At 70.1% G+C, this 14640-nt stretch carries 14 protein-coding genes; all 14 read right to left on the bottom strand.

Annotated features, from left to right (window positions below):
* Nucleotides 1-2 precede the first annotated feature (2 nt).
* Complete coding sequence (locus PIJ49_RS02360; RefSeq protein WP_271825574.1) at nt 3-296, bottom strand: hypothetical protein; 294 nt, start codon at nt 294-296, stop codon at nt 3-5.
* Complete coding sequence (locus tag PIJ49_RS02355) at nt 293-613, bottom strand: hypothetical protein (RefSeq protein ID WP_271825573.1); 321 nt, start codon at nt 611-613, stop codon at nt 293-295. Before PIJ49_RS02355 ends, PIJ49_RS02360 begins: the two co-directional genes overlap by 4 nt.
* Entirely contained in the window at nt 610-1134 is a 525-nt protein-coding gene (locus PIJ49_RS02350; protein ID WP_271825572.1) for a GntR family transcriptional regulator, read from the bottom strand. Before PIJ49_RS02350 ends, PIJ49_RS02355 begins: the two co-directional genes overlap by 4 nt.
* 305 nt (nt 1135-1439) lie before the next feature.
* Nucleotides 1440-2219, bottom strand: a complete 780-nt coding sequence (locus tag PIJ49_RS02345; RefSeq protein ID WP_271825570.1) for an HNH endonuclease family protein — start codon at nt 2217-2219, stop codon at nt 1440-1442.
* Between the two features lie 8 nt (nt 2220-2227).
* On the bottom strand, nt 2228-2647 hold the full coding sequence (locus tag PIJ49_RS02340; protein ID WP_271825569.1) for a hypothetical protein: 420 nt from the start codon (nt 2645-2647) through the stop codon (nt 2228-2230).
* Nucleotides 2648-2725: 78 nt separating this feature from the next.
* Nucleotides 2726-3394, bottom strand: a complete 669-nt coding sequence (locus PIJ49_RS02335) for a hypothetical protein (protein WP_271825568.1) — start codon at nt 3392-3394, stop codon at nt 2726-2728.
* Between the two features lie 26 nt (nt 3395-3420).
* The gene (locus tag PIJ49_RS02330) at nt 3421-5196 is read right to left on the bottom strand and encodes a hypothetical protein (RefSeq protein ID WP_271825567.1); all 1776 of its coding nucleotides are present in this window, start codon (nt 5194-5196) and stop codon (nt 3421-3423) included.
* Complete coding sequence (locus tag PIJ49_RS02325; protein ID WP_271825566.1) at nt 5193-5654, bottom strand: HNH endonuclease; 462 nt, start codon at nt 5652-5654, stop codon at nt 5193-5195. Before PIJ49_RS02325 ends, PIJ49_RS02330 begins: the two co-directional genes overlap by 4 nt.
* A 31-nt stretch (nt 5655-5685) precedes the next feature.
* Nucleotides 5686-6486 (bottom strand): hypothetical protein, encoded by an 801-nt coding sequence (locus PIJ49_RS02320; RefSeq protein WP_271825565.1) that lies wholly within the window; start codon nt 6484-6486, stop codon nt 5686-5688.
* A gap of 248 nt (nt 6487-6734) precedes the next feature.
* Nucleotides 6735-7502, bottom strand: a complete 768-nt coding sequence (ssb, locus tag PIJ49_RS02315; protein ID WP_271825564.1) for a single-stranded DNA-binding protein — start codon at nt 7500-7502, stop codon at nt 6735-6737.
* A gap of 67 nt (nt 7503-7569) precedes the next feature.
* On the bottom strand, nt 7570-8367 hold the full coding sequence (locus tag PIJ49_RS02310; RefSeq protein WP_271825563.1) for a hypothetical protein: 798 nt from the start codon (nt 8365-8367) through the stop codon (nt 7570-7572).
* Nucleotides 8364-9188 carry an exonuclease domain-containing protein gene (locus PIJ49_RS02305; protein ID WP_271825561.1) on the bottom strand — a complete coding sequence of 275 codons (825 nt, stop codon included), beginning with the start codon at nt 9186-9188 and terminating at the stop codon, nt 8364-8366. The genes PIJ49_RS02310 and PIJ49_RS02305 overlap by 4 nt, the downstream gene beginning before the upstream one ends.
* Before the next feature lie 174 nt (nt 9189-9362).
* Nucleotides 9363-10550, bottom strand: coding sequence for a hypothetical protein (locus PIJ49_RS02300; protein WP_271825560.1), 1188 nt, complete (start codon nt 10548-10550; stop codon nt 9363-9365).
* Between the two features lie 44 nt (nt 10551-10594).
* On the bottom strand, nt 10595-14449 hold the full coding sequence (gene dnaE / locus PIJ49_RS02295; protein WP_271825559.1) for a DNA polymerase III subunit alpha: 3855 nt from the start codon (nt 14447-14449) through the stop codon (nt 10595-10597).
* Nucleotides 14450-14640: the final 191 nt, after the last annotated feature.

Here is a 14640-nt window from a genome sequence, read left to right as displayed (position 1 = left end):
TCTCATGGGCGCGGAAGCACATCCTCCAGGTAGGCAAGGAACTCGTCGTCGGCGGTGACTCCGTCGCGGTAGCGGTTCGCGATGTCGACGAGGCGCTGCTCCGCTGTCGCGACCTGCGCACGGCGGAGCGCGACTCGCCGCTTCATCGCGTCGATATCCGCGTCAGCGGCAAGCTCGGCGAGTAACTCGCTGACCGTGGAGCCACAGAGGTCCGCGAGCTCGGCAAGACCCCACCAGACGCCCGGCGGGACGTCGAGCCGCATCTGACCATCGACGAGCGTCGCGCGGGAGCTCACCGGACGCCCTTCGAGGCCCGTGGTGTGGCTGTTCGGGCGGCTCGCTCCGCGGCGAATGCGCGACCAAGCGGTGTCCGTTCGAGGAGGGCGTGGCCGTTGCGTTGCAGCAGCATCTCGTGGGTGAGCGCCAAGTGCCCGGCGCTCATGTCCGCCAGCCGGATCGAGCGCCCGTCCTTCGCTACCCAGACGGCGTCGCCGGGGGTGCCGTAGTCCCAAGCGGCGACGTCCAGACCAGGCCGCCAGGGCGTCGCATGCGTCCGCGTCTCCTCGCGGTCGCAGACTGCCGCGACAAGGTCGTCCATCAGGCGCGCGGTCATTTCGCCGCCTCCGACCCGTTGTCAGCCGTACCACGCGTGCACCGGAAGAGCAGCGTCTCGAGGCTGCGCTTCACGACGAGAGCGCACGCGCGATTCGACGAGCCTTCGGCTACAGCCAGGCAGGCTGCCCTGATGGCGTTGATCCGAGCAGTGTCGCGGCATGCGGGCGCCGTGTCGAGCGCATCGATCGCAGCAGCGAGGACCTCGCCGTCGGAGGCATCGGCCACGACGTCGAGCAGGACGGCCAGCGCTTCCCGCGCTTCGTCCGCTTCGGACCCCGTCACCTCCGCGACGTAGAAGGAGCCCTGGGCGCCGTAGTCGCGCTTGACGACGAGACCGTCACGGGCGAGGCGGTCGACCGCGCTGAGCGCTGGGGTCCTGCTGCAGCCGGCGGCGGCGGCGATGTCGTTGAGCTGAATGCGTTCTCGGGGCTGCAGGAGCCCGCCGAGGATGGCGTCCCTGGTGAGCTCGTAGGCGACGTCGACCTTCGACGGCGGCGGAGCGAGCGGGACGGCGGGCATGGGGATCGGCATGGGTGCTCCTCAGTAGGTTCGGCTGCCGGCAGGGGGCCGGATCTCGGATCGGGGGACGTCGCCAAGGATGACGGGCACCGGGAGGTGACCGACGTGGAACTGGTGGCATGCGTCGCAGCGGTAGGCACGGACGCGAGGCTCGTTGCTGGTGCGCGCTCTGGCACGAGCGGCCTTGCGGGTCCAGTAGGCGCGCTTCCCGGTCGGGCAGCCGTTGTGCACCCACTGGTCCGCGTCACGGATCTCCGTTGCTGCCGCCACGATCCGGCGGTGCGCTGGGCGAGCGCGGCGGTACATCAGCGGCACCCTTCGAGCCCGCGGCGGAGCGCCGCGCGGTCATCAGCCGACACCGTGAGGCGGTAGCGCTTCAGCAGATTGATGTAGGCCCGGTCGTACGCGCAGCGGTAGGCGGCGTTGGGCGGTGTCCACTCCCCCGGGCCCGAGTCGCTCTTGGCGGTGTTGGTCGGCCCGTCGACCGCGACGAGGTTCGCAGGGTCGTTGGCGAACGCTGCGCGCTGCCGGTCAGTCCATGCCCAAGCGCCGCTGCGCCACGCGAGCGCCAGCGGGACACGGTGATCGATCTGCACGGCAGCCGAGGTGTCCACGCCCCGACGGAAGTCGATGCGCTTGCCCGTGTACGGGTCGTTGAGCACTCCACTGAGGACGGTGCAGCCGTCGGGTGCGCGCTGCACGTCGGTGAGGTCCCGGGCGAGGATGTCGTTTCGCGTGCTGCAGCCGTTGCCGTCGACGTCTTGCCATGTCGGTCCGAACGCTATGCGCCGGTACTCGGGGATGCGCTTCGCCGCGGTCGCCGGGAGTTCGTCGAGGATCGCGAGGGCGCGGTTCTGCTCCGAGCCGGTCTGGCCGGAGCTCGGCGCGGGATTCGACGTGGACGTTGGCGCGGCAGCATCGCCGACCAGGAGTTCTCCATGCAGCGCGTCGCCTACGGATCCGGCGATGACGGAGACAGGACGGACGACGCCGCCGTCCCATCGGCCGGTGAGCGCCACGGCGGCGAGGACGATACCGATGCAAGCGGCTCCGGCGATCGCACGCGAGGTTCGTGTGTGCAGCATGCTTGTTCCTATGCACCGGGCGTCGGCTCGAGCGGCATCGTCTGCGGCCGGAACCCCGTGGTGCTCGCCTTCACGGGCGCGCCCGAACAGCCGAGACGCAGCGTGCAGCGCGCCCCGGGAGCGCTCTTGCTGTCGGCGAAGACGTAGCGGCCGCAGACGCTGCAGGCGTGCACGGTGATGATCGCGCCGCGTCGCACGAGGTACGGCAGCACGGCTCGCTCCTGCTCGAGGATCCGCTGCTGCTCGTCGGTGAGCTCGACGACCCCGGCGAGGGAGCTGTGCTCAAGCGCGGCCGCCCAGGTGTCGACCTTGGCGACGGCCATCACCTTGAACGCGATCTGCGCGGCCTGCACCGGCCGGGGTGCGAGTGGGTCGTGCTGCACGAGCACGACGGCGCGCTTCTTCGAGCTCGGCCGCGGTTGCCGCATCGACAGTCCTCCTGCTCGGCGACGCTGGATGCGCCGCGTTCAGGAGTACCTATGCACCGTGCACGGTGGCGAGCGACTTCAGGGGGCGTTGTCGAGGAGGGGCGTGCTCTCGTCCACATCTGTGACTCGTCCGGAGGCGGGGTCCATGGTGACGGTCCAGGTGCCGGGGATCGACCAGTTGGACGCGGTGCCGGTCGCATCGACGTAGCGGGCTGTGACGGTGGCGTTGATGGTGAAGCGCCAGGAGCCGGAGCTGTCGGTGCCGTCCGGGTAGGCCTGTACGGGCAGAGCGGGGTCGAGCTTCGCGCTGGCGTTCAGATCTGCCAACGCGCTTCGCGAGCGCGCGACGGCGGTGAGCGGCAGGTCGGAGTCCGAAGCGACGTAGGGGCTGAGGCGCTCCCGCCAATGAGCGACCCCGGAGGCGGTGTTGTAGTCCACGTATGCGGCGACGAAGGAGCGAGCCTTCTCGGTGGCGGCGACCTGCTCGGGGCTGATCGTCTCTGGCGGCAGCAGGTCGTCGCAAGCTGTGCCGGGGGGCTGGTTGAGGCAGCCCGCGGCAGCCTCCCCGCCGTCGTCTCCGTCCATCGGCTCGCCGGGCGGAGCTGCGGTCGGCGTCGGTGCGCCGGTAGCGACCGGCGCGCTCGTGACGGAAGCCACTGGATCGTCGCTCCGTTTCTCGGTGGGATGCTGCGCTTGGCAGACGACGATGACGGTCGTGGCGATCGCGACGACCAACGCGGCGATCACGGTCCAGATGATTGTTGCGCGGCGCATCATCGTCCCTTCAACTGGCCGTCTCCGGTGTTGCCGAAGTCGACGTGTACGTGGTTGCAGAAGTCCTTGAACTGGCGGATGCCCGGCAAGCTGACGCTCGTGCCGGCTCCGGCCCGGCAGTTGGCCTGGCCGAAGCCGAGGACGTTGCCTTCCGGAGCGAACGGCGCGACGGCGTTGAGGTACTTGATGGCGTTCGCGTCGGCGCCGGTCGTCGCGCGACCGCCGAAGCCCGAGTAGTCCACCGCCCTGCCGCCGCCGTTGGCCGAGTGAGGGCTGGTGCCGAAGTTGGAGTTGCCGATGGCGCCCGAGCACGCTCGGTTGAGACTCGACACCTGGACGGAGCCGAAGGTGCTGACGGCGATCTGGATCGTCTGCAGGGCGCCGAGGTGCACCGTGCAGTTCGCCGGCGACGTGCCGGCTGCCGCGTCGCGGATCTGCGCCGCCGGGCCTTTCGGGCCTCGGTCGAGGAAGGTCAGCGAGCCGGATTCGATCGCCGGCAGGAGCGCTGCGGCAGCGCTCTTGACGTCGCCGGAGACCTCCCCGACGGTCCCACCGGAGGCGGTCGTGCAGGTCGTGTCCGCGGCCTCGTCGGCCGGCCGGCCGGCTTCCGCCGCTCCGTCCGACGCGCCAAGACCGGACTCTGCCGGTGCCGCTACGGGCGGGGCGGACTCCCACAGGGCCGACACGGCGGCCGACGCCGTGCTCTCCCACTTCGCGTAGGCGTCAGGGAAGGCGCTGATCTGCACCTTCTGCGCGGCCACCGTGACTGGGAGCTGCTGCCAGCCCGGGACTTTGCGCAGCGCGGCGTAGAACTTGCCGGCCGCGTAGCTGGGGGTGAGCCGCTGCTCAGCGGAGCCCCAGTTGGCGCGCTGCTGGAAGAGCCCGAGCGAGTCTCGGTCCCCGTAGCGGATGTTGCGAAGGCCCGACTCCTGCAGCGCGGTCGCGAGCCCGACGACCGCGGCCTGGCGTGCGTCGTCACCGAAGGCGCTGCGGGCGACACCGATGATGATGCGAGCGTTCTCCGACTGCTCGTCGGTCAGTGCCTGCGCGCCGCCGGACGACGATGAACCACCCGACGGGCCGTTCGACCCGCCATCGACTGCCGCCGCACCGGAGGCGCACGTGTTCGCCGCGCCGAGCGCCCACTGCCTGGCGGTGGTGAACACCTGCGTCGCAACGTCCTGCGCGAGCCCGTAGCTGGTGAGCGCCGCGACGAAGCGCGACTGCGTCTGCTCAGCGACCGCCTTGTCCGCGTTCGACTCCCCCATCGCGATCGTCCCGTCCGCGCGCGGTACGGAACCCGCTGCCGGGTCGTTGCTGTCCGCGGTGATTCCGGATGAGACGAGCGCCTGATGCAGCTTCGGGACGTCGGGCTCGTCGCCGGTGACGCGCTGAATGGCGAGGAAGATCGTCTGCGGTATGACAGTGCCGCTGGTCCGGCGCAGCGCGCCGACGACGTCGGCCTGGTCGATGCTCGAGGCGGCTTCGGCGTCCGAGGTCAGCTGTGCGCGCTTGGCGCCGTGCGCGGCGTTGATCGAGGCGACGCCGACTATGCCGCCTCCGACGAGGAGCGCGGGGAGAAGCGCAAGTGTGGTGACCGTGCCGATGACGCGTCGCCTGGTCCGGCGGTTCGACAGCGCTGCCTTCGCGGCACCGACCGCGGCGCCCTGCAGACCACCTCGGGCGGCGCCGAGCGCCGCGGACTTCGCGAGCGTCGCGGCGCTGACGCCCTTCTCCTCCGCCTTGCCTTCCGGCTGCTGCGGTTCCTTCGTCATCGGAGCGCTTCCGCCGGTTCGCCGTAGCGTGCGCCGACCTGCCTTGAGGTGCTCAGTCCGCTACGACCGCGCCGCACCCTCCGGCGCATCGCGCGAGACGGCATCGTCGCGGACTTCCGGAGGTTGTGCCGCGCGCAGGAGGCCACGGCGTTCTCGAGCGTGGATGCACCTCCCTTCGACCAAGGGATGAAGTGGTCGGCGTGGGCCGCCGCCGCCCGGCAGCGGAGGAAGGGCAGCATCCCGCTGTACTCGCACCGACCGCCGACGCGTTCGAAGCAGGCCCGCCGGATGTGCGCCGGGAACGCTCGCTGCGGGTCGCGAGCCGTCGTCCGGCGCCGCTGCGATTTGCTCGTGATGCCGAGGCACGCGAGCGCGACGAGGATGACGGCAGCAGCGACGAGCTCTGCCGGGTGCGCTGCGACGAGCGCGATCAGTTCACGCAGGGGAATCGGGACCATGCCCTGCACCCTGCGACGACTCGCGTCGACGCTACGAGCAGGCGCCCTGCGACGAGAACGAGATCCGTACCGATCCCGACGCGGAAGCCGACGCGGACAGTGCGCCCGGACCGCCGGAGACGGTGATGGATGCTGAACCGGCGCCCGAGGCTGAGCGGCCGCCGGCGGTGATGGTGACCGTGCCGCCGCCGGTGGCGGTGAAGGTCACGGTCGCGGCTGTCGAGCAGTTCGCGGTCACCGCTGTCCGGGCGGTCGCTGGTTGCGGGGCCGGCGCGGGGGCGGGGGCCTGAGGCGCCGGGGCGGGCTGCTGCGGAGCGCTCTGCGGCGGCTTGGTCTGCTGTGGCTTCGACTGCTGCTGCTGCTGCCGCTGCTGCCGCTGCTGCGCCTCCTGCTGCGCACGTTCGGCAGCGGCCCGCTCCTCGGCCTGCCGCGCCTGCTCCGCAGCTGCTTCCTGCTCGTCCCGCGCCTTTGCCGCATCTCGTGCACGCCCCGGCAGGTCTCCGGTCGCCGCCTCGAGCCGATCGGCTGCGGCGCCGAGCTCACGAGCGCTGGTTGAGCGCTCCTGGGTCGCCTTCGCTCGGTCCACCTCTTCGAGAAGCTTCGTCCGGGACTCGGCAAGGTCAGGGAACGGTTCGGCTGCGGCTGCAGCGTTCTCGGCTCGGCGGATGACGTCGGCGAGGTTGCGCTGGGCCTTGAGGATGCCCTTGACGTCGGTGGTTGGCGCAGGTGTCGGCGTTCCGACGATGTCGAAGGCGACGTCCCGGGTCGTGGCCGCGGCCCAGCTTCGGATCGGTGTCCAGAGCATGAGGACAATGAGGGTCGCGGCGACCACGGCCGAGATCAGGAATCCGACGATCCCCCATCGTGAGCGCGCCCACCACCGGAGCGTGTCGCCACGCGTCCGGAGAAGCCGAATCTCCGGCTGGTCGGTGGTGGAGTCCGCGGTCCGCATCGTGCGTATGCCCTTCGCTGAAGTGGAATTGGATCCGCCCCGGCATGGCCGATTGGCCGCCGGGCGGGTTGGCGGCGAGCCGAGGACGCGGAGAAGATGCGTCGCTCGGCCCGCCGCCGTGGTGCGGTCTAGAAGACCGCTTCGGCGGCGACGCCGGCTCCGACCTGCGCGACCTGCTGCGTCGGCTGCGCGCCCTGGAACTGGAAGGTCGGCTGACCCTGCTGGGCGGGCTGACCCTGCGGCGCCTGCTGCTGGAACTGCTGCTGCTGGACCGGCTGGCCCTGCGGCGCCTGCTGCTGGAACTGCTGCGGCTGTCCGACGGCCTGGCCCTGCGGAGCCGGCTGCTGGAACTGCTGGGTCTGCGGGAGGGGCTGACCCTGCGCGGCACCGTTCGGCGCGGCCTTCGTGAAGACCGTCGTGCCCCAGCGGAGCGTGGGTCCCACCTCCGCGACGTCCATGTCGACGGAGAAGCCGCGCTGCTGCTGCTGGTTCGTGTAGCCGCGCACGTACACCCGACCCTGCGCCAGCACCGTCATGCCCTTCGTCAGCGAGGCGGCGACGTGCTCGGCGTAGGCGTCCCACACGGTGCAGCGGTAGAAGGTCGTCGTCCCGTCGACGTACTCGCCGGTCTGACGGTCACGGACGCGCTCGGTCGACGCGATCGTGAAGTTCGCGACGGGCTTGTTGTTCTGGGTGTACCGCAGCTCCGGGTCGGCGGTGAGCTGGCCGCGGGCGAAGCCGAACGGCGTGATCAGCTGCTTCTCGTTGTTCGGCTGCTGCCCCTGCCCCTGGCCCTGGGGCTGCTGGCCCTGCATCTGCTGGGGCTGGCCCTGCATGGGCTGCGGCTGCTGGAACTGCTGCTGGGGAGCCTGGAAGGCGGCGCTGGTGTCGGTCATGATGTGCTTTCGTTCGTTGGGAGGAGCGCCGATCCGCTCGGTGCGGGTCGCGCGGCGGGCTCTGCCGCTACCTGTTCCTATGCACCGGATCGGAAGGGTCGCGCAGGGCTTCGCCGGGCTGCACGCCGATCGCTGTCGCGATGGTCGCGTGGTCGAGGGCTCTGCGGACCTGCAAGGCACCTACGAGCTCGTCGACCGCGGTCGCGTGCATGGCCAGGAGCCGATCGGCTTCCTCAGCGGCGGCACGGATGAGGTTCGTCACCGTCGCCTCGTGATCGCCGTAGCGGCCGCCAGCGGCAACAAGCTGAGCGGCGAGCCCTGCCGCCTCGATGACGTCATCCCGGCAGGTCCGCCTCAGGCGACGCGAATCGTCACCGCCGAACGCCCGGAATCCTGCGAGGCAGGTGACAAGATCGACCCACAGGGCACGATCGACGTCCCCGACAGGGACGACGAAGGTGACGTGCCCGCCTGAGACCTGCGTTTCCATGGTGGTGCACTCCAACACGACGCCGCCGAGAGCGACGGCAACGACCGCATGCGCCACCTCGTGCCGAGCTCGTTCCACGAGCGACGCCGGGCTCGTCGCTTCGCGAGCCGCAACGATCTCGGGCTGGTACGGGCCCGGCGAGGGCAACAGGAAGCGTGATCGGCCGGGAGGGCACCATCGCGACACTGCTGCGGAGATGCTGCGAGGCAGGGCGATCAAGGTCGTCACCATCACGCCCAGCGTGATGGCCACGATCCCGTAGAGCCGAAAGCGCACCGGGACAGGCAGGAAGAACGACACGGGGAGCGACAGCAGGCCAAGCACGATGATGAGGCGGGCGGTGGAACGAACCGTGCGCTCGATCTGTCGAGTCATCGGATGCTGCCCGCGGCCCGTTCAACCACGCCGCGACGGAGTCGGTCGATGATGACGTCTGGACGAACGCCTTCGAGTTCGGCCGCAGCGTCGAGCAGCATCGCGCCGGCATCGACGAGGCCGGCGACGTGCTCCTGGTCGGGCATGACTGCGTACAGCTCGCTCGTGGCAGCGACCTCGTCAACGCCGGCAAAGGCACCGATCATGCCGAGTGCGAGCAGCGCCCGCTCCTGCGCAGTCGTCGGATGTATGGAGGCGCGTCGATAGGCCGCGTGCAGTCGGTACGCTTCCTGTGCGGCCCTGGCCGCCTCGAGGGCGTTCTCGGTGTCCGCTTCGGCGCGGTGCGCTGCCGTCGAGTGGTCATCGCCCTCGACAAGTTCGCCCCCGGTCGCCTTCCGGTAGTGGCGTCGTTCACACCCGGAGTCGATCACCCAGTAGGTGAGCAGGCGGTCCAGCTCGGGCAATTGGGCGCCGATCACGCGGCGGTCGAACGGGCCGACGCCGGATCCGGCGACGCAGACCGTTGCGTCCGGCGCCGCGTGAGCCTGGAGGAACGCGGCGAGGAGGTGGTCGAGCTCGGCGATCGTCGGTAGGGACTCCATCGGTGCTTGCATCAGGTCGTGCAGTAGCCCGGATGCGACGTGCATCTTCAGCACGACGGGCCTGTCGTTCAGCTGCTGCAGGAGATCGGCCGGCGGCCGGACGAGGGTGACGAAGCGGCCGACCTCTCGTAGCCGGTCGTCGGTGACGATCGCGGCGACTTCGAGGATGGAGGTGCGGTCGGCGTCGAGATCGGTCGTCTCGAAGTCGATCCAGAGCATTGTGCCGGCGGGCGGCGGGGGTGCTGATGAAGTCATGGCGAGCGGCTTCCTTCCGAAGCGAGGCGCTGTGCGATGTGGTCGCTACCTCCTATGCACCGCGGTGCGGGCGCCTCGCGGGCGCACGAAGCAGCCCGCCGAAGCGGGACGCTCCGGCGGGCTGTGACGGCGCGGCAGCTACTGCTGCAGCATCCGGCGGCCGATCGACGTGAGCCGCCGTTTGATCTCCTGCTGGTAGGTGCTCTCGGTCTCCGGCGCTTGTCGTGGCTTGTGCTCGGACGCGCACCGGTGCTCGTCGCCGGCGCGGTAGAAGCGGCCGCACGCGTCGTGTCGAGCGACGGCGAACGTGCCGTGCTTGCCCTTCACGAGCTTGTTGTACACGGTTCCGGCGCTGAAGCGGTCGTCGCGCGTCGGGTTCCGAAGCCGCTCGACGGTGTCAGGTGCGACGTTGCGGTAGCCGTACATCTTGCCGTTGATCTGCACGAACATGTCGCCGGTCGACCGGTTGTAGCCGAGGGACCGGATCCAGTCCGAGTGGTAGAGCGGCTTGGTCGTCGTGCCGGTGGCGCTCAGACGCTGGGCGCGCCGCTCGAGGATGTCGGGGATGTTCCGCAACGCACTGGTGACGCTTCGCGCTTCCAGGACTGCCTGCACGCTCTCCGAGATGTACGCGTTCGCCCGCGGATCCATGCCGAGCCCGGAGACGCTCCACTGCCCGGGTCCGTTGTTGGTCACGCGGACGTAGCCGGAAACGCTCCCGCCGGGGTAGGTACCTTCCACGGGCACGTCGAAAGTGGCACCGCGGTTCTCCGCGGAGAAGCGACGGATGGCGGTCGCCGACGGCATGCGGACGGCCACCTCCGAGTTCGAGTACGACATGCGGTGGGTGCGGCGGTTCCCGGAGATGGCGCGTCCGGTGGTCCGACCGGGCGTGTAGTCGTCGGGCATGACCTGGTAGACGCCGGCTCCGGTCGCTCCGGCCTGCTCCGCGGTGGCGTAGTGGTTCTGCCAGTACAGGTCGATGCCTTCCCGCGAGCGGGGGTCGGTGAGCGCTTCCGTGCTCGATGCCGGCAGGTACCCGCGGGCGAGCAGCTCCCGGCACCTCGCCTGGAACCGCTCGCGCGCTGCCCGCAGGCTCATCCGGCGGTCGTTCGCCGTCTCACTCTCAGCGACGGGAGCTTCCGTCGCGGCATCGGCGACCGGCTGGTACGCGGCGGCGGACTCATCGGCGTACCCGGGCTTGCCGAGCGCGGATTCGGGCTGGCTGGTTCGGTACTGGACGAACCTGCCTGCTGCGTCGCGCGGCGGCTCGAAATCCGCTCGCACGGCCTGGCCCAGGTTCGGCGTGCTGGTGGTCTCGCTCATGTGAGGGATGTGGCCCGCGAGCCCGCCGAGCGCGGTCGGGAGCGCTACACGATGTGAGCGACGACCTCGTCGGTGTCTGCGACGACGGCGATCGGTCGGCCGCCCTTCCAGAGCAGGCGGGCGCCCTCGACGGGGCTGCCGGCGAGCAGGCGCGTGACCGTGTCGCGCAGCTCCGGCGCGCTGGCGTCGTCGCTGGCGATCCAGCCCGCCGCTGACAGGTGGACAACCGGAGCCGCACCGACGTCGGCCGGCAGCCGGTCGCCGCCGAGCTGCTGCGGGAAGTCGGTCTGCGATGTGTCGCAGGCAGGAGGGGCTGGCGGCGCCGAGTCGGCGCCGAAGAGCGCCTCGATCTGCAGGCCCGACGGCTTCTCCTCCGCGTCCGCTTCGGCAGCCCCAAGGTGTGTCTGAGCGTTGAGCGTGACGCTCGAGGAGGTGAGCTCGGGCACCGGGACGTCGTCGGGTAGGCCGCCTCGAACCGGATCCTGGACGGGGACGGGGTGGAGCGTGCCGACGGTGATCTCCCGCAGCCTGCGGGTGACGACCTCGCCGTCGTCGTTCTCGGTCTCCAGCTCGCGAACCTGGATGCGACCGGTCGCGCCGATGAGCGAGCCGACCGGCGGGACCGTGCCTGCCTCTCGCGCTCGAGCGAGCGCTTCGTCCCACATCACGCCGCGGATGCTCGCCCCTGTGCCTTCAATCGTGAGGCTCGCCATGGTGCCGCCGCGGTACGTCCGGGTGGCGAAGGCGGACAGGACGCCGATCGTCGTGACGCTCGCGCCGTCCTGGTCGGGCAGCATTCCCACGGGTGTGCCTGGTGCGTGCAGCACTTCGCCGTTCGGGCCGACAGGGCCCGGCACGTTCCAGGCGCGCAGCGTCGCCTGGAATGTCGCCAGCGGGTTTTCACCCACCACCGTGAGCAGGCGGTTGCGCTGCCGCGAGGTGCGTTCGATCACGCCCCATTCGACGTCCGGGATCGGCAGGTCGACTGTCCTGGCAGTCCTGGCCATCATGAACAGGCCCATCCGCGGTCCGAGCGCATCGAGCGCGCCTGCTTCGATGAGCGCGACGAGGTCGGACGCCTTCACCGCTTGCTCGGCGGAGTCGTCGCTCTTGCGGACCCGGAAGACCAGGTCGTGCATGGAGGTGAACGCTCCGGCGGCGCGGGCGGCGACGATGCGCGCCGCGACTTGCTCGCCGGTGCCCTTCACCTCGGCGAGGCCGAGGCGGACTGCGCGGGAGCCTTCCGGACGGGTTTGTACGCCCGAACTGTTGACGTCGGGCGGAAGGACATCGATGCCTTCGGCTGCCAGCGAGTGGAGCGCCTCGATGCGCTTGTCCTTGTCGTCGGTCGCTCCGAGGATCGCCGCGCCGTAGGCCGCCGGCCAGTTCGCTTTCAGGTACGCCGTCTGCCACGCCAGCCTGGCGTACGCGGCGGAGTGCGACTTGTTGAACGAGTACTCGGCCGCGCCCTTGATGGCGTCGTAGAGCCGCTGAACGGTGGCGCGGCTGACCGATGGCGAGATCACCTGACCGCGGTCGTCGCGGAACTCCTGCTCGGCTCGGTCAAGCAGCATCTGCCCGACTTCGGCCATCTGATCCTTGAGCTTCTTCCCGACCGCCTTGCGCAGCTTCGATCGTTCCTTCGCGTCGAAGCCGGCGACCAGGCCGGACAGCTGCATCATCTGCTCCTGGTAGACGATGAGCCCGTACGTCTCTTCCAGGACGCTCGCGATGAGGCGCTGCTCGTCCGGGTCGTCGGTGAGCCAGTCGTAGTCCACCGGCTCCAGACCGTTCTTGCGCGCCGCGTACATCGTGTGCATGCCGGCCGAGAGCGGCCCGGGCCGGTAGAGTGCGATCACCGCGGACAGATCGTCGATGTGTGTCGGCCGGACGTCGCGGGCGAGCTGCGCCATCGGAGCGGACTCCATCTGGAACACCCCGGCGGTCCGGCCGTCCTGAAGCAGCCGCCAGGTGGCCTGCACACGCGGGTCGGTGGTGTCGGAGCCGTCGGGGATCCCCGCCAGGTCGATGCGCTCCCCCGTCTGCTCTTCGATCAGCGCGATCGCATCGGCCGCCATGTCGAGGTTGCGCAGCGCGAGGACGTCCAGCTTCACACCGCCGAGCTCTTCGATGTCGTGGCTGTCCCACTCGCTGATCCAGCGGCCGGTGTCCTTGTGCTGGCGCAGCGGAATCAGGTCGAACAGGTCCCGGTCGGCGACGAGCACCCCGCATGCGTGGATGCCGAGCTCTGCGGCGGTGTCTTCAAACGCGCGAGCGAGGGTGAGGACTCGGTCGGCTTCGACGCCGTGACGCTCGAGCAGTCTGCGGAACTCGCCGGTGGCGGGGTTGGTGTCGTCGGTGACCAGCGCCAGCGGCATCGGCTTGCCGCCGTCGACGATCGGGACCGCCTTCGCGAGGACGTCGCCGGTGTGGCTCATGCCGAGTACGCGGGCGGCGTCGCGGAGCGCCCGCTTCGATTTCGCTTTCGCGAACGATCCGATCTGCACGACGCGGTCGGCGCCCCAGAACTCTGCGAGGTGATCCAGGATGTCGTCGCGCCGGGTCTTCTGGAAGTCGGTGTCGATGTCGGGCCAGTCGGATCGGCCGGGCTCGAGGAAGCGCTCGAAGAGGAGGTTGTGCTCGAGCGGGTCGAGCTTGGTGATGCCGAGGCAGTAGCCGATGAGGCATCCCGCGCCGGATCCACGGCCGGCGCCGGCGTAGCCGCCGTCGCGCTCCTCCCAGGCGATCATCTCGGCGACCATCAGCATGTAGGAGTCGAAGCTGAGCTCCGGCTTGTCGGGACTCGGACGGAGGATGACGCTGAGCTCGGTGTTCAGCCGGTCTCGGACGGGCTCGGGCAGTGGGTCGCCGAAGATCCGTGCGGCGCCGTCGCGGATCTGCTTGATCAGGTAGTCCTTCGGTGAGGCGAACTCCGGCGGGACGGGAAACGTGGGCAGCATCGGCTCGGAGCGTGGGAGTACACGGTCGGTGACGCGGTCGGCGACGAGCGCGGTGTTGCTCACTGCGTCCTGCCACCACTGGTCGGGGCGGACGGCACGCATCTCGGCCTCGGTCTTCACGTGGTACCCGCTGCCGGTGAACCGGTAGCGCTTGGTGTCATCGACGGTCTTCTTCGTGCGCAGGGCCAGCCAGGCATCGTGGGCAGCGGCGTCAGCGGCGTCGAGGTAGTGGCTGTCGTTCGTGGCGACCAGCGGAAGCGCGTACTCGTCGGCGATCTCGGCAAGTCGGGGCAGCACGGCGTCTTCTGCGGCGATGCCGTGGGACATCACTTCGACGAAGAGCCGGTCTCGGCCGACCGCGGCGAGGAGGTCGTCGAGGTTCCTCCTGGTGAGCGCCTCGTCGCCGCGCGCGAGGGGTCCCAGTACGGGGCCGCCGAGGCAGCCGGTGAGCACGACGATGCCGGTGGCGTTGGCCGCAAGGAGTGGGATGTCGATCAGCGGGTAAGGCTTGCCGGCGACCGTCACCTTCGTGCGCTCCGACTCGTTGCGCAGGCGCACGAGGCTTCGCCAGCCGTCGGGGTTGGTGGCGATGACGGTGAGGTGCTGGTACCGGCGGGTCTTCACTCGTCCGGTGCTGGCGTCGTCGGAGTCGTCGCCGTCGTCGGTGGGGACGTCTTCGCTGCCGGGCTCGAACCGGGAGCCGTACGCCAGGTAGAACTCCTCCCCCGGGGCGAGCTTCACGCCTGCTGCGTCGGCGGCCTTCTGCGCGAGCCACAGCCCGGAGAGGGTGCCGTGGTCGGTGACCGCGCAGGTGCGTTGCCCGATCGCGGCGACTCGCTCGAACAGGGACTTCAGCTTCGACAGCCCGTCCAGCGGAGAGTGCTCGGTGTGCACGTGCAGGTGTGCGAACGTCGACGGCGTCTCGGGAGCGATGGTCACGTGTACGTCTATGCACCGTGGCCTGCCTGCGGCGCACCAGTGGGTCTCGTCGACGGCGTCTCGACCACTTCGAGCGGGCTGAGCCAGGAAACTTTTCTGGTCGGCCAGATCGCCAACCGAGGTCCCCTAGGCGCCCTGATCTGGGCTTTTCCCGCTAAACCAGCGAACCGAGAAATTGTGCGCACTCATAA

Source organism: Curtobacterium uvaldense (assembly GCF_028307415.1).
GTDB lineage: Bacteria > Actinomycetota > Actinomycetes > Actinomycetales > Microbacteriaceae > Curtobacterium.
The sequence above is the reverse complement of the archived record's forward strand: the minus strand, read 5'-3'. Positions and strand labels throughout refer to the sequence as shown.